The sequence below is a fragment of the Clostridium autoethanogenum DSM 10061 genome (assembly GCF_001484725.1).
Taxonomy (GTDB): Bacteria; Bacillota; Clostridia; order Clostridiales; family Clostridiaceae; genus Clostridium_B; species Clostridium_B ljungdahlii.
This window is the reverse complement of the sequence record NZ_CP012395.1, coordinates 2558552-2574271: the sequence shown is the minus strand read 5'-3', so window position 1 is coordinate 2574271 and position 15720 is coordinate 2558552. Positions and strand designations below refer to the sequence as shown.

Sequence of the window (15720 nt, the reverse complement as noted above, 5' to 3'; positions counted from 1 at the left end):
TTATATTCCGGATATTTTTACAACCTTAAGTACGTTAAATATTTTGATAAGTCTAAGCAAAAAATTCCAAAAATCTAAGAACTTTTGAAAACTCGTGCCTCAAACAATTCGAAAGTTCTTAGATTTTTTAAGGAATTTTTCACTAAGACTTATATACAAAATATTTAAAAGTACTTCATTATTGTAAAAATATCTTTACATATAAAAGAATTTCTTAAATTAGAACATTATATGATAACTTTCCTCCCAACGTCATGAAACATTAAAATTATAGATTTCCTGAGGTACGAGGGAAGTCATCATTATTTGAACTTTGATATTTGGACTTTAAACTTTTTACCATGTTAAATGTTGTAAAAATGTTCGGAGCATAAGTTATTTTTTACCTGAAACTTTGTTAGGGACTTTGTAATTAGGCCTGTCAGCTGTTTTTTTTACTTTACTCAAAGCATATATGAAAACAACAATCCAACCTACATCTCCAAGTACATTTTCTGCTAAGACTCTAATACCCATAAGCCACGCTATGAGCTCTGATATAGTTATGCAAGCTGCCAACAATACCATGTATATACCAAGTTTATTGGCATTGGTTTTATTAACAAATCCCAAAACAAAAAATATTACTAAAGTATTAAATACCAAGTATCCCCAGTATATATATTGATTTGATAAAACAAGAGTATATCCTAAAATAAACTTGTACTCCTCTAAGTTCTGCAGTACAGCTTCGCACTTATACATCACAATAGCATATGCAGCACAAAGTACTGCAGTTATTATAAATATGTAATAAAATTTAACATTATCTTTTCTTACAAAAATATAAAGCACTGTAATAACTATAATTGGGACTGAGAGTAAATTCAAGAAAAAAGGCACTTTCAGCAAATATAAATATTTCATACTGCTGGAAAAGTACATAATAAAAATAGAAGTGTACCTTAACAACATAGCCCCTATAATAATAAAAGCTACAACTTTTATTTTATCCGATAAAAATCTAATTAAAATAGCTCCTCTGAAGAGCATTATAAGCATGATAAGCAATAAAAAAACATAAACGTAGAATGCCATATATTCTCCTTCTTTATTAATAGTATTCTAATTATATTTATTAATATCGCTTATCTTATATTACTATTTTAAATAAATTTATAACTTTATCTCATCTTTTAATCCTAAAACTTCTATTCCACCTTTAATACACTCTATAACAAGTGGAAAATCCGGTCCCCTTTCACCATCTATATCAGTGACTATATCTTCATCACAATACACTTCTATTTTATTTGATTTAAAGTATATAAGTCCAGAAGTATCTTCCAAGTGATCTCCTCTTAGCATTTTTATAAATAGTGATATAATATCCTTTATCATTCCTGCTTTTATTATAATTACATCTAAAAGTCCATCTTGAATTTGAGCTTTATATGCAAACTTAAAGTTTCCTGCCATCTGTCCATTAAATATGAGCATAAGGTACATGTCCCCATCAAAAATTGCATTCTCAGACTTAACTTTTACCTTAATTTTTCTTAAATTTGGAAGTTGCTCTAATCCTTTAACATAATATGCTAACTTTCCCATAGTATTTTTTAAATTTACATCTGTTTTTTGAGATACATCCGTAAACAGTCCCGTACTAGCAACATTTATGAAATATTTGTCATTTACCTTTCCTAAATCTAATTTTTTAGGAACACTGTTTACTATCTGTTGGCAGGCCTTTTTAATATTTTGCGGCATTCCTATAAATTTAGCAAAATCATTGGCAGTTCCTACTGGAAGTATGGCTATAGGCATATCTATATTTAACCTTTTCATACAGTTTACAACATTGTCTACTGTTCCATCCCCTCCAGCTATCAGTATGTATTTGTAAGTTTCATCTATATCTTCAAATGCCTTTTTTATGTCAAATTCAAAACTTATTCTAAAAGGAACTATTTCATAACCATATTTTTGATGTATCATAATAACTTTATCTATATTTGATATTATTGTATTTTCTCCTGAATATGGATTATAAATAAATTTCACTTTATTCATGTTAAACTCCTCTAATTATATAAATTACAAACCTAGATTCTTTATTTAAATATGTCACCTGATATTATATCACCTAAAGTAATAAATCCACAAGATTACTTGTAAATCTTGTGGATTTATTTACAAATTATTAAATTCTAAAATGCTGAGTAGTTATTTTCCGATATACTACTCAAAGCATCTCCTGCCTGAGTATTTGATTTAGGATTTACTGCTAAATCTCCTAAAGATACCATTCCAACTACATTTTTATTTTCAACAATAGGTAATCTTCTTATTTGCTTATCACTCATTATTCTGGATGCATCCTCCAAATTCATATCAGGTGATCCAGTTACAGGATTTGCCGACATAATATCTCTTACAAATTTGGATTCAGTACCTCCACTCTGGGATGCTGATCTTATAGCTATATCCCTATCTGTCACAATTCCTATAACTTTTCCATTTTTACAAACTGGAACAGCTCCTATATTATTTTGCTGCATAATTTGTGCTGCTTTTTCCACAGTATCGTCATCATTTAAACTTATTACAGATTTAGTCATTATATCTTTAACTTTCATTTCAAACACCCCTTTAGTCATTTTCAAAGAAATATCTACTAGTCAGTATGCTAGCCTATTTTCTTTCAAATGCCTTAAATTTAATTTCATATTTATTATGTCCTAATCTAAAGATTATGTTACTTATAAATTATTGGTATCTTTAGACTTTTTTTTATGCATGTATATAGAAATACATGCTATAATAAATAAAACTATTATGGGCAATATGAACTTAAATGAAAACGGCTTTGTCAAATTTCCTCCTATTAAGGAATAAGTCACCATTTCAGGTAAAATTCCTACTAAAGTTCCAAAAATAAAATCTCTATATTTAATTTTTGTAAGTCCTGCAGCATAACTAAGTGGATCATAGGGGAATACAAAACTTAATCTCATTGCAGTCATAATCCTAAATCCATACTTTTCTATATTGTCATTTAATGTTAAAGCCTTCCCTTTAAGAATCTTATTTACAAAAGATCTACCTAAAAATCTAGATAAAAAGAAAGCTAATGTAGCTGATCCAAAGCAGCCAATCATACTGAGCAAAAGAGCCATATATGAATTAAATATGCTCCCCGCAATTATTGACATAAGAGATGCAGGCAATATAATCACTACAGGTCTTATAGTATAAATTAAAATAAAAATAATATCTGAAAATTTCCCATAGCTTTGTATATAGCTTCTGATACTATCCATACTTATCCTATATAAACTTCCTTTATATTTGTATAGAATAAATATGATAGTAAAAACCAAAAAAAATACTATCAAACACTTAAAAATACTTTCTTTACTATTTCTCATAAATCCACAACTATCCTTTTTTTAATTTTAAAATACAAATTAAATTACTAAATATATAATAAAATAAAGAGTAAATTCTGTATATAGTTTTTAGTATTATAACTTATACATGTAATATTTACATATTTTTGATAAATATTCAATAGAAAATATATGACCTATTTATTACATTAAAGGCTTTTCCAAAATGATTTTAGTTGTGAATTGAAGTTTCTTGTATGTTTTTAACAAAAAATTTACAAGTTTGTCATAGAAAAGACACAGACTATGTACTTAACTATTTTCATAAAATGAGGTATAATTAACTTACGCAATTATATACTTTTTAATAAGTTGAGGGAATATAATTTAATTTTGTTATTTTTAAGGAGTGGTCACAGTGGCTAAAATAGCTAGAAGTTCAGTGCCTAATGCGTTTACGTTTGCTAATCTTAGTTGTGGTGTAATGTCTCTAATGATGTCCTTTCAGGAAAATTATTTATGGGCTGGTATATTTATACTACTTGCATGTTTAGCTGATAGATATGATGGAAGAGTTGCTAGGTTTTTAAAAGTGTCCAGTGAATTAGGTAAACAACTGGATTCTCTTGCAGATTTAGTTTCTTTTGGAGTTGCCCCATCAGTTCTTACATTTAATATATATAATTTTTCTACTTTTGGATTATTAGGTTATATGTTAGTATTATTGTTACCAATATGTGGAGCATATAGACTGGCAAGATTTAATATTACTGATTTTGATGGACAATTTTTTGGTATTCCAATAACTTTTGCAGGTATGTTTATGGCTTTATATTGTTTAATTACATTTAGACATCCTGTTCCTGCAGAACTTACCATTTTACTTATCGTAATACTTTCTTACCTTATGATTTGTAAATATAGGTTTAAGAAGTTCTAATTTTAGTAAATAACTACATTTTATAAAAGAGATTAAGTAAAAATGTATTTTACTTAATCTCCTTTTGTATCATCATCCTCATCCATATCGTCTAAATTATTTAGAAACAATTCTTCATCTATTTCTGTTTCCACGTATTTAATTTGCATTTTTGCTTTTATAACTTCAGTAGTAATTTTACAGTATTCTGAGTATACTTCAGTAGAATCCTTTAATGTATCCACAACTTTATCAATTACATTTCCAAGCTTATATACTCTCTTTAAGGAATCTTTAACTTCACCTTTATGCACTCCTGCTATAGAATTTAATTCTCCAGCTCCACCTATTAGTAGTCTATAGGAATTAGTTAATTTAGATAATAGCTCTGCTAAATTATTTACATCACAATAATAATCTTCAATTATTTTTCTATGGGACAATATTTATCACCCTGCCTCAAATTTAAGATTTTCGCAACATGGTGAAGAAAAACCTCATTCATTTTGGTCTTTAACTATTAACTCAACCTTCGCAGTTTAAAAATAATTGGATCTATATCAAATCCAACCTCCACTTAGAAAGCCTATAGTATACTATATTATTATTTAATAAAATTAATGCACTAATTATAAAAATTTATAATTAGTGCATTAATTTTACTCTTACATATATAAATTTAATGGTATTGAATTTAATGTAAACATATTCATTTAATTCTTATTAGTGAAATTAAATACAATATGGCTTTAAAAAAACATATAATTATTGTATCATTAGAGTATATTATTTATATTGGTAGTATTCAGTACCATAATTTTGAAAAATTATTTTTATTATTTAGTGTGTACAGAGGTGGTATACTTTGAACTATAAATCAGGAGAAAGTGAACTTTATCACAAAGAAACACTTTACCTAGATAGTTTAAAATGCTTTACTAAACATAAGGCAAATAAAGAAAATTATAACTTATGGATTCTAGAAGGAGTCTTAAAAGGTATTACTGATATTATAAAGGTGTTTGACTCCAATGGTAGGATTCTATTTTTTAATGAAGCTGGGTGTAAGTTTTATAAAAAAACTAAAGATGAAGTTAAAGGTAAAAAGTGTTTTGAAATTTTAAATATGAAAGAAAACTGCAAAAACTGCGGTGTAGAAGAAGCCCTTAGAACTAAAAAACTAATAAGAATAGAAAAATATTTTCCAGAGCATAACAAATTTATGGATTGCACTTATAATCCTGTTATGGACAATTTGGGAAAAGTGGCATTTGTTGTAGAACAGCAAAAAGATATTACCAAGAAAAAAATATTAGCAAATACAATTAGAGAAAGTGAAGAAAGATACCGCAAAATTATTAATCTTTCACCAGAAGCAATCATTATAACAGTAGATAGTAAAATTGTACTGGCGAATCACAAGGCCTGTAATTTAGTAGGTACAGACTATGATAAAATCATTGGAGAAAATATTTATAAATATATATCAAAGGAATTTATAAAAATCGCCCATAAAAGAGCGAAACAGATATTAGAAGGTAAAAAATCTAAATCCATATATGACTATAAAATTATTCGCTATAGTAATACCCTAATAGATGTAGAAATATCAGCAAGTTATTTAATGTATAAAGGCAGTCCTGCGATTCAAGCAATAATTAGAAATATTTCTGATATGAAAAGGAGACTAAACGAAGCCTCTAAGCTTCAAAGAAAATACATCGAAGACACATCTCCTATACCTGAAAAACTTAAATTAGAAAGCCTGTACATGCCTGCTAAAACAGTAAGTGGAGACTTTTTTAGGCTGTACAAAGTAAATGAAGATTTAGTTCTTGGAATAATTGGAGATGTTAGTGGCAAAGGAATTACAGCAGCTCTTAATGTACTAGCATTTTTTGTTTTATTTCGTGAAGCAATTTTAATAAGCCGTGATCCACTTGAAATAGTTAAAATTTTAAATAAAAAAATTGCTGACTATTTAAGTGATAACCACTGCATCGCTGCTTGCTGTTTTAGTTTAGATTTTAAGAAAAATGAAGCAAGAGTAGCAGGTGCTGGGATAAGCCAGTTTATGTTTCAAAAAAGCAACTGTAATCCACAAGAATTCATAGTTAGGGGTCCTTTTCTAGGTATGTTTCAAAATGCAGTATTTGATGAAAATGTGATTTTCTTTAAAGAAGGTGATAGATTTTATTTTCCTACGGATGGGTTGGACTTCATATTTAATGATAATGAAATTAGAAAAAATTATCTTAAATCACACACATTAACTGAATTTATAACTTACTTGAAAGCTAAGTTAAATAACATAATCAATGAAACCGGAGCATTAAAAGATGACAGCACAATAATAGCTTTGGAAATAAAATGATTTTGGAGGATTAGATATGAAAAGTAATGAATTTATTCTATATGGTTTGTCCAAGCACAAACAGATTATCGATAAAATCACTGCTGAGTTAAATGCTTCAAAGTATAATTTTGATATTAAGCTAATACTTACAGAAGCTTTAACCAATGCCTTTAAGCATGGTAACAATATGAGCATGGACAAACCTATTTATTTAAAATATGTATATGATGATTCAAATGTTCAATTTGAAATTAAGGATTGTGGTACTGGATTTAAAGATACAATAATTAACAAACAATTAGATAATGAAAATATACTAGAAGATGAAGGAAGAGGATTATTTCTCATTAAAAATCTTTCAGATCATATAGAATTAAAACAAAATACCCTAATTATAGAAAAATCCTTGGCTAGCTAGGAAATAACAATAATATTTATCATTAATAATTATTTGAAAAAACTTATCCAAGTACAAAATTTACTTATCTCCCATTTTTATCGAAGATGGGAGTTTTGGCGACTAAACAAGAGTATAAAAGTTTGGAGGTATTTTAATGAAAAAAAGTTTAAAAAATAAATTAAGTTTTATGTTCTTTGTATTTATAACTGTTCCTCTTATTATTTTAGGAACTTTCTCTTATATTAGGACTTCTAGTTTATTGCAAAATACAGTTAAAAACCAATTAGAAAGTACTTCAAGTCAAACAGTACAATCTATAAATGAAAAAATAGATTCAGTAGACGAGTATATTAAAATTTTAAGTTCTGATGAGCGTATGGCAAAAATTGCTTCAGGCGATACTACTTACAATAATGAAGTCTATACTTATCTACAAAAAATACAAAAAGAAAACAGTAGTGTAATAGAAAGTCTAGTTATCACAAATGCATCAGCTAAAGGAATTATTAGTAACTCAAGTGAAAATTATAACGTTGACTATAGTGACAGGGACTACGTCAAAGACGCCTTAGAAGGCTCTAAAAACACTAATAAAAAAACTGTTTTAATATCAAAAGTTACAGGTAAACCTGTAATAGGAATTGCACATCCTTTAAAAATTGACAATAAAATTGTAGGTACATTAATCGGAATAATACCTTTTAAAGGAGTATCTAACGTCAAATTAGGTAACTTTGGATATGCATATATGATTAATAAAGATGGACTTATTATCTCCCATCCTAAAACAGATAAGATATTTAAAGAGAATATTTTAAATAGCACTAACAACCAATTAAAATCTTTGATAAATGAAGCTAAATCAAGTGGAACTTCCGAAGGATACTATAGCTATAATGGATCACGTAAGTTTGGAAAATTTGTTTCCAATAATAATTGGATTATAGCAGTAGAAGCTGACTATAGTACATATATGTCTCCTGCTGCAAGTATTAGAAACTTTACAATTATAATAGCTATATTGGCTTTACTTATTACAATATTTTTATCCTATAGATTTTCTATGAGAGATATAATAAACCCAATTAAACAATTGGAAAGTTTAATGACCAAAGCTGGTGAGGGTAACTTAACTGTAAGAGCTAAAATAAATACAGAAGACGAATTACAGACATTAGGTGAATACTTTAATAAAATGATTGAACATCAGCATAATACAATACATAATGTCAGGGATGCATCAGAAAATTTGGCTGCTTCTTCAGAAGAACTAGCCTCTTCTAATGAGGAAATAAGTTCTACAACAGAACAAATGGCTGGTACTATAGAAAAGGTTGCAGAGGATGCTGAAACTCAAAATAGCTCTATTGTAGAAGTATCAGAAGTTTTGGTTCAACTGTCAAGCTTGGTTCAAATATCTCAGAATAGGGCACTCACAGCTAAAAAGAATTCCAAACATACCATGGACACTGCAGAAGAAGGAAGAAATAAAATTGAAAATACAGTTGATGCTATTGAAAATATCCGTAAATCATCAACTGCAACAGAAACTACTTTAAAAGTTCTGCAGGAGCTTTCCAAAAAAGTAAGTGGAATTATTGATACCATAAACAGTATTTCATCTCAAACTAACTTACTAGCGCTAAATGCAGCTATTGAAGCAGCAAGAGCTGGAGAACACGGGAAAGGCTTTACCGTGGTGGCAGAAGAAGTTCGTAAGCTTTCAGAAGAAACTAACACTGGAGCAAATGAAATATCTTCATTGGTAAGCGAAATGGTAAATGAAATAACCAAAGCTGTAAAAAACATGAATTCCAGCAAAGATGCAGTCGAATCTGGTGTAGTAATAGCAAAAGATGCCGATAAATCTTTTGTAAGTATCATAGACGCCGTAAATCAAATATCAAGCAACGTAAATGAAATAGTAGATGTTACAAAAGATGAAGTTGCTACTTCTGATAAAATAGTAAATCTTATTAATACAGTTGCCACTATTACTGAGAACACTGCAGCTAGCAGTGAAGAAGTTGCCACATCTGCTGAAGAACAGAATTCAGCAATTGAAAATGTGGCCGCTAGTGCTGAAGAATCTAGTGCATTAGCCGGATCCTTAAACAATCTTGTAGAAAAATTTACAATTTGAGGTGATTTAAAATGAAGGATTTAAATATTGAAATACCAGAAAACTTTGCTGTTGATGAAGCAGATGAACTTAGGCAAAAACTTAATTCTCTAATAGATAAAGGAGAAAAAAATTTTTCATTGGATTTTAGTAAGTGTACCTTTATTGATAGTACTGGGCTTGGAGTTTTAGTCTCAATCTATAAAAAGTGTAAGAACATGAACGGAAGCTTTAAACTTTATTCAGTTAGAAATGCAGATGTTATGAAAATTTTTAATATGACACGATTAGATAAGGTATTTCAAATAAATGATTGATAAATTAGTAAACCAAAAATACAGGGTCGTCAACGTAAGTATAGAGTTAAGCTGAAATTTAATATCAACCAATGGAATTTACCGTTATAAATAAATAAAAAGGTAAACTGTACTCTGTAAGATTAGACATAACCTCTTTTTCTGCATCCATCTTACAGGGGGCAATTTTACTATATAACCTATCAAACTCACGTTAGATATAATTTAATTTTACACAAATCTGTATATATTCTCTTCTCTACTGTTCAATAGCTATTAAATTTTAAACTTTTGTACCGTTTCATTTAACTTCTGTGCTAACTTAGCCTGACTTTCTGCAGTTAGTGCCACTTGTTTTGTAGCTTTTGACGATTCATCAATACTTACATCTATTGTGCTAGCATGTCCTCCTGATTTTTGTGCTGTATCCGCCATATTCTGTATAGCCTGACTTATCTGGTTAACAGTAGCAGTTAATTCTTCTGACATTGCTGCTATTTCTTGAGACATTTTGCTTACGAAATCTGAGTCTTTATAATATTGATTTCCCATCTCCCCAAAAGCTTGGAACTTAGGATTAACATCTTCATTAATAAATTTCAGCACTTCACTGCTATTTTCAGAAATATTTTTAAATGCTTCTTCAACTTTTTCTATTGTATTTTGAATATTACCTACTGCTTCTGCAGACTTTTCTGCAAGCTGCCTTACTTCTTCTGCAACTACCGCAAAGCCTTTACCCTGCTCGCCAGCTCTTGCTGCTTCTATTGCCGCATTCAACGCAAGTAAATTCGTTTGATCGGAAATACTTGCAATGGTATTTGCCATAATTTTTATGTTATTTACAACTTTACTATCTTCAATTGCCTTTAACATTTTACTTTCTTTTTCACTATAAAGTTTCGCAACTTTCTCTATAGATTCCTTACCTTTTGCTTGAAGTTCCACAGCTCTTTGCTTTGCCTCATAAGCATTATTGCTCCCATTCATGGCTTTACCAGATAACTCATTAATACTTGAATCCACTTCTTCTATAGATGCAGTTATCTGTTCTGATGCGGCACTAGTCTCTTGTATACCTTCTGCTATATTTTTTATTGCTTTATCTATACTATTAGATTTTGATGTCAATTCTTCCACTGTTGCCGAAAGTTCTTCACTAGATGTACTCACATTTTGTGAATTTTGAATTATCAATTCCACAAGTTTTTTAATATTTTTTTGTGCTTTAGTAAAAGCTAAGCAGGTTTGTCCTAGCTCATCTTTTCTTTCTGTTTTAACCTCATAGGATAGATCATATTGTGCAAACTTTTCACCAAGCTCTTTCAACATTTGAATTGGTTTATTTATGTCATTTGTAATTAAAATTCCAATTCCAACTGCAAGTGCTAATCCAATTACGATTAATAAAATTATAAATATTCTATTAATATTATAAATAGATTGGTTATTTTCATTTGCCTCTTTAGCTACATTAAAATCTGAATTTATCATTTTTGCAAGAGTAACCATTATGTATCCAGTAGGATTACCTTTTTTTATAAATTCTTTTTCTGCGTTGGCAAAATCCCCCTTGTTAACCATACCTGTAATTTCATCTATTATACCCATATACTGGTCATTTTGACTTTTAAGCAAATCCCATTTTTGTTTTGCTTCTGAAGTAAAATTGCCATTTTGTTTCTCATAAGTTTCAATATCTTTAGCTATATTTTTTCTATTTTTTTGAATATCATTTTCTGTACTCTGTCTGGTTTCGACATCACTTCTTTGATAGTATACTACCTTAAACATCTCAGCCCTTATGTTGGCCAAATTTCCGTTAATATCTGTCAATGTGTAAACATTTTGAAGATTAGTACTATACATTTTTTCTGAGTTTACAGATACTTTCTTCAAAGATGCTATTCCAATAACACCCACTAATGCAATCAACAAAGCCATGATTGCAAAAGATGTCAAAAATTTTGTTTTTACGTGTATGTTTTTTAAAAAATTCATATTTAATTCCCTCTTTGTGTGTAAATTTTAATATATATATAAATATTGTCTAAACTTGTATCAATATTCATCTATATAAGTAAATTTTTAACTTATAAGTTTATATAAAAAAGCAGTAATATCTAATTACCACTTTTTATATTTGTACAAAATAAATAAGAATAGGGTTTCTACAAATTATTTATACTATTAAATTTCTTATTCTTTCCTTAACTTTTTCATCTAATTTTACACTGTAATTTCTCAAAGACGCATTTGCATCTAAATTTAATGATAGAATCACTGCTTCCTTTAATGCAACTAAAAAAGGATCTGAAAGAGTATATAATTCCATTAAAGTGTTTATTTTCTTTTGTGAATTTGATAATTTTGTAAGATTCTTATTCAAAAATGCATTATATGTATCAACAAAGAACTTACCTTTTACATTAGTCAATCCACCTACAATTCCATCTCCACCACAATTTAAATTAGGAATTAAATATTCATCAAATCCTGATAATATAGAAAAATCTTTCCTATAAGATTTAACTTTTTCAACATATTGTCTTACATTACTTATAGAATCAGTTGTATCCTTTATTCCCACAATATTTTCAAAATCAGATACTAATTTGTGTAAAAAATCAGCACTTAAATTAGTACCAGTCCTAGCAGGAAAATTATACAGCAGTATAGGTAATTCTGTATTCTTTGCTACTTTAGAATAATATTCATACAAGTATTTTTCATTTAAACTAAAGAAATAAGGTGTTATAACTAAAACAGCATCTACTTTGCATTTCTTACAATAATCGTTCAATTCTATAACTTGATTTATATCATTATTTCCTGTACCAACCAGTAATTTAGTTCTTCCCTTAACAGTTTCAGACATAAATTTTACATAATCCTTTTTTTGTTCTAGAGAAAGATTAAAAAATTCTCCCACACTGCCTAAAGTAAGAATACCATCCACTCCATCTGAAATTAATTTTTCTACTAAAATACTTTGATTTTCTTTATCTATTGTTCCATCTTCACGAAACAATGTAATCATAGGTGTAAATATTCCTTTAAACATTTCTATCTCTCCTCGCATATCAGTGAATTTTACTGTTAAAAATTATTAGCAAACTATACAAACATTATTTTTAAAAATTCACTAGTTTTTATATATATTATTTCATTTTGCTTTTTTATAAAAAGTACGCTTATTTCCAAATAACACAGACCTTTTTTCTTTCTACCAAATATAAAGAGAATTATGCTCTCAATATTAGTTAATTCTATATATCAAATTTTTTGTCTCATACAATTTGTAAAGATTCATTTATTTATAATTCTTCATTCAAACTTCCCATTCTATAACCTTCCATATCCATAGTTACATATTTAAATCCAAAATTTCTTAATGTTTTAGCTATTTTTTCAAACATTTTATTTTCAATAATTTCAGGCATATTGTTTTCTGGTACTTCAATTCTTGCTAAATCATCATGGCTTCTTACTCTAACAGACTTAAATCCCAAACTCATAAGATATTTTTCAGACTTCTCTACTCTCTCCAACTCCTGGGTTTTAATTTCTTTACCATAAGGTATTCTAGACAATAAGCATGCATAAGAAGGCTTATCCCATGTACCCAGATTTAACTTTTTAGAAAAAGTTCTTATTTCCTCTTTCGTTATGTTGTTCTCTAGAAGTGGACTTTTTATGTCAAGTTCTTTTAACGCTTTAAGCCCTGGTCTATAATCTTTTACATCATCAGCATTAGTACCATCAACTACATGTTCAAATCCATACTTAAACGATATTTCTCTTATCCGTGTAAATATAGAAGTTTTGCATAGATAACATCTATTTGCAGGATTAAATTTTATTATATCAGGAATTTCAGATATTCTCAGAAATTCGTGTTTTATTCCTATCAATGCAGCTATATTTTTAGCTTCTTCAATTTCCCATTTTGGTATATATGGCGATACAACAGTTAATGCCAGTGCTTTATCACCAAGTACATCTTTTGCTACCTTAATCAAAAAGCTGCTATCCACACCACCTGAAAATGCAACAACACAATTTTTCAATTCACACATATACTTAACTAATTTCTTATATTTTTCATTTTTCATAATGACCCTTCCTAAATTTAAGATTATAAACTCTTATATCCCAACACCCGAGAAATTTCAATTGAAACCTTCTTTACATCTTCTGCAATAAGGTTCATTTTTTCATCGTTCATTCTACTTGTAGGGCCAGATACACTAATTGAACCTACAGCTTCATCATCGTAATTGATTATAGGTGCTGCCACACATTTCAATCCAATTTCAATCTCTTCATTGTCAACACTATACTTCTTTTTCCTTATCTTCTTTAGTTCTTCCTTTAACTTGTTTTTATCTGTAATTGTATTACTTGTATATCGATTAAATTTAATATTCTCAATAATTTTTTCTATATCCTCTTCAGACATAAAAGCCAGTACTGCTTTTCCAACTCCAGTACAATGCATTCGTGCTACTCTACCAACCTGAGAGTTAATAATTCCGATAGCATTTTTACCTTCCACTTTATCTATATATATTACTTCATTTCCATCCTTCATAGCTAAGTGAGCAGTTTCCCCATACTTATCTACCAATCCTTTCAAATATGGAATGGCACTAGTTCTCAAGTCCATATTTTCCTCTACCAACTTTCCCAATTCAAAAAGCTTGATTCCTAATCTATATTTCCCACTTTCAGGATTCTGTTTCAAGTATCCTCTATTCTCAAGTGTACTAAGAAGTCCAAAAGTAGTACTTTTATAAAAATCCAGCATATTAGCAATTTGTGTAACTCCCAATTCATTTTCTTCTTTAGAAAAACATTCCAGTATCTGTAAAGCTCTATCCACGGATTGGATAAAATTTGATTTACTCTTTGACATCTTATATGCACCTATTCCTTTCAAGTTTTATTTATATAATATTACCATCATACAAAAAAATACTTAACTTATATTCCTTTATTATACTATTCTTTTATATATTTATCAGTTGATAATTTTACCATATCATACACTTTCTTTATAGGTATACCATACTCTCTAGCTTTAGTACAACATTCATCATATTCAGGTGAGATATTCAAAATTTCGTCACCATAAAATGCAATTTTTACTGAAATTTCTCCTAAATCAGTATTAACTTTTTCTATTTTATAAGGAAGCATATATTTATGAAATCTAAAAACTTTAACACCTATGGTCGTAGTTTCTTCAAATATAACCTTTAAAACCTTATCTAAATTCTCTTCATGTAAATTAATATTTAGTATATTGGCAATCCTATTTTTTTTCATAAAAGCAGTTTGCATATACACCTCTTTTGCACCTTGTGAAAAAAGTTTTTCTGTTATATATTCATAAAATTGCGGGTTCATGTCATCTATATTTACCTCTACTTTAATGGCTTCGCCCTCTTTTAACAATTGGTTTTTATCATCATTTATATCTTCATCTTCCACCAAATTGCCGATATAAATTCTCAACAAATTAGGTATTTTTAAATCTCTAGTTCCTGCTCCACACCCACAATTTTCAATACCCATGAGAGGTATATCTCCAAAATCATGACATAAAGTTGAAGCAATTGCTGCCCCTGTAGGGGTAATAAGTTCTTCCTCTATGCCCTTTGAATACATTTTAATTCCTTGAAGCAACTGGACAACCGCAGGTGCTGGAAGAGGTATAATTCCATGGGCACATTCCGTGAATCCTATTCCAGTTTGTATGGGGGAACAATATATTTTTTCAATTTTTAATAAGTTTAATCCAATAACTGCTCCACAAATATCTATTATGGAATCAAGAGCACCTACTTCATGAAAATGTATGGACTCTATAGTTGTATTATGCACTTTAGCTTCCGCTTGAGCTAATCTGGTAAAAACTTTTATTATTTTATCTTTTACTTTAAAGTCCAATTGACTATTTTCAACAATAAGTTTAATATCACTTAAATGTCTGTGGACATGTTCTTCCTTCACTATAACATCTACCTTAGTACAACATATTCCTTGTTTTACAACTTTTTTTTCTTTCAAATCAAATGGGACCTTAAGTTTTTTAAGTTCTGACTTTAAGTCATCCAATTTTAATCCTGCATCTACTAATGCACCCAAAATCATATCTCCACTTATTCCTGCAGTACATTGGAAATAGCCGATCTTCATATAATATTCCTCCTGATAACTTTTATACATTCAACCTATATCTAAGTTATCA

General features: G+C 28.9%; 15 protein-coding genes. 5 read left to right on the top strand and 10 right to left on the bottom strand.

Features of this window, described 5'->3' with window-relative positions:
* Window positions 1-375 precede the first annotated feature (375 nt).
* The 4 genes from CLAU_RS11820 to CLAU_RS11805 form a co-directional block, all read right to left on the bottom strand.
* Window positions 376-1077 carry a hypothetical protein gene (locus tag CLAU_RS11820; protein ID WP_023162595.1) on the bottom strand — a complete coding sequence of 234 codons (702 nt, stop codon included), beginning with the start codon at window positions 1075-1077 and terminating at the stop codon, window positions 376-378.
* A 78-nt stretch (window positions 1078-1155) separates the two neighbouring features.
* Window positions 1156-2052, bottom strand: a complete 897-nt coding sequence (locus tag CLAU_RS11815; protein WP_013236978.1) for a YegS/Rv2252/BmrU family lipid kinase — start codon at window positions 2050-2052, stop codon at window positions 1156-1158.
* A 137-nt stretch (window positions 2053-2189) separates the two neighbouring features.
* Window positions 2190-2618: a CBS domain-containing protein gene (locus tag CLAU_RS11810; protein ID WP_013236977.1), complete on the bottom strand. Its 429-nt coding sequence runs from the start codon at window positions 2616-2618 to the stop codon at window positions 2190-2192.
* A gap of 123 nt (window positions 2619-2741) precedes the next feature.
* A complete protein-coding gene (locus CLAU_RS11805; RefSeq protein ID WP_174377505.1) occupies window positions 2742-3302 on the bottom strand; it encodes a TVP38/TMEM64 family protein in 561 nt (186 codons plus the stop codon).
* A gap of 487 nt (window positions 3303-3789) precedes the next feature.
* Here CLAU_RS11805 and pssA point away from each other — a divergent pair, with 487 nt between their 5' ends.
* A complete protein-coding gene (pssA, locus tag CLAU_RS11800; RefSeq protein ID WP_013236975.1) occupies window positions 3790-4311 on the top strand; it encodes a CDP-diacylglycerol--serine O-phosphatidyltransferase in 522 nt (173 codons plus the stop codon).
* A 53-nt stretch (window positions 4312-4364) separates the two neighbouring features.
* On the opposite strand, the gene CLAU_RS11795 is transcribed toward pssA, so the two are convergent.
* Window positions 4365-4733 (bottom strand): hypothetical protein, encoded by a 369-nt coding sequence (locus CLAU_RS11795; RefSeq protein ID WP_013236974.1) that lies wholly within the window; start codon window positions 4731-4733, stop codon window positions 4365-4367.
* 422 nt (window positions 4734-5155) lie between these two features.
* Between CLAU_RS11795 and CLAU_RS11790 the strand changes: the two genes are divergently transcribed.
* The 4 genes from CLAU_RS11790 (at window position 5156) to CLAU_RS11775 (ending at window position 9485) form a co-directional block, all read left to right on the top strand.
* Window positions 5156-6664, top strand: coding sequence for a SpoIIE family protein phosphatase (locus CLAU_RS11790; protein WP_023162592.1), 1509 nt, complete (start codon window positions 5156-5158; stop codon window positions 6662-6664).
* Window positions 6665-6680: 16 nt separating this feature from the next.
* Window positions 6681-7064, top strand: coding sequence for an ATP-binding protein (locus tag CLAU_RS11785; RefSeq protein WP_013236972.1), 384 nt, complete (start codon window positions 6681-6683; stop codon window positions 7062-7064).
* A gap of 136 nt (window positions 7065-7200) precedes the next feature.
* The gene (locus CLAU_RS11780) at window positions 7201-9189 is read left to right on the top strand and encodes a methyl-accepting chemotaxis protein (protein ID WP_023162591.1); all 1989 of its coding nucleotides are present in this window, start codon (window positions 7201-7203) and stop codon (window positions 9187-9189) included.
* Between the two features lie 11 nt (window positions 9190-9200).
* Window positions 9201-9485, top strand: a complete 285-nt coding sequence (locus CLAU_RS11775) for an STAS domain-containing protein (protein WP_023162590.1) — start codon at window positions 9201-9203, stop codon at window positions 9483-9485.
* Window positions 9486-9740: 255 nt separating this feature from the next.
* Here CLAU_RS11775 and CLAU_RS11770 read toward each other — a convergent pair whose 3' ends face one another.
* From CLAU_RS11770 to larC, 5 genes are all read right to left on the bottom strand, one after another.
* Complete coding sequence (locus CLAU_RS11770) at window positions 9741-11465, bottom strand: methyl-accepting chemotaxis protein (protein WP_029170025.1); 1725 nt, start codon at window positions 11463-11465, stop codon at window positions 9741-9743.
* 181 nt (window positions 11466-11646) lie between these two features.
* Entirely contained in the window at window positions 11647-12528 is an 882-nt protein-coding gene (locus CLAU_RS11765) for a dihydrodipicolinate synthase family protein (RefSeq protein WP_023162587.1), read from the bottom strand.
* 253 nt (window positions 12529-12781) lie between these two features.
* A complete protein-coding gene (gene larE, locus CLAU_RS11760) occupies window positions 12782-13579 on the bottom strand; it encodes an ATP-dependent sacrificial sulfur transferase LarE (protein WP_023162586.1) in 798 nt (265 codons plus the stop codon).
* 23 nt (window positions 13580-13602) lie between these two features.
* On the bottom strand, window positions 13603-14382 hold the full coding sequence (locus CLAU_RS11755) for an IclR family transcriptional regulator (RefSeq protein ID WP_023162585.1): 780 nt from the start codon (window positions 14380-14382) through the stop codon (window positions 13603-13605).
* A gap of 86 nt (window positions 14383-14468) precedes the next feature.
* Window positions 14469-15668 (bottom strand): nickel pincer cofactor biosynthesis protein LarC, encoded by a 1200-nt coding sequence (larC, locus tag CLAU_RS11750; RefSeq protein ID WP_029170026.1) that lies wholly within the window; start codon window positions 15666-15668, stop codon window positions 14469-14471.
* Between the last annotated feature and the right edge of the window lie 52 nt (window positions 15669-15720).

Coding starts and splice junctions, on each gene's coding strand:
- CLAU_RS11820 (WP_023162595.1), bottom strand. CDS start 1,077: ATGGCATTCTACGTTTATGTTTTTTTATTGCTTATCATGCTTATAATG.
- CLAU_RS11815 (WP_013236978.1), bottom strand. CDS start 2,052: ATGAATAAAGTGAAATTTATTTATAATCCATATTCAGGAGAAAATACA.
- CLAU_RS11810 (WP_013236977.1), bottom strand. CDS start 2,618: ATGAAAGTTAAAGATATAATGACTAAATCTGTAATAAGTTTAAATGAT.
- CLAU_RS11805 (WP_174377505.1), bottom strand. CDS start 3,302: ATGGATAGTATCAGAAGCTATATACAAAGCTATGGGAAATTTTCAGAT.
- CLAU_RS11785 (WP_013236972.1), top strand. CDS start 6,681: ATGAAAAGTAATGAATTTATTCTATATGGTTTGTCCAAGCACAAACAG.
- CLAU_RS11780 (WP_023162591.1), top strand. CDS start 7,201: ATGAAAAAAAGTTTAAAAAATAAATTAAGTTTTATGTTCTTTGTATTT.
- CLAU_RS11775 (WP_023162590.1), top strand. CDS start 9,201: ATGAAGGATTTAAATATTGAAATACCAGAAAACTTTGCTGTTGATGAA.
- CLAU_RS11770 (WP_029170025.1), bottom strand. CDS start 11,465: ATGAATTTTTTAAAAAACATACACGTAAAAACAAAATTTTTGACATCT.
- CLAU_RS11765 (WP_023162587.1), bottom strand. CDS start 12,528: ATGTTTAAAGGAATATTTACACCTATGATTACATTGTTTCGTGAAGAT.
- larE (WP_023162586.1), bottom strand. CDS start 13,579: ATGAAAAATGAAAAATATAAGAAATTAGTTAAGTATATGTGTGAATTG.
- CLAU_RS11755 (WP_023162585.1), bottom strand. CDS start 14,382: ATGTCAAAGAGTAAATCAAATTTTATCCAATCCGTGGATAGAGCTTTA.
- larC (WP_029170026.1), bottom strand. CDS start 15,668: ATGAAGATCGGCTATTTCCAATGTACTGCAGGAATAAGTGGAGATATG.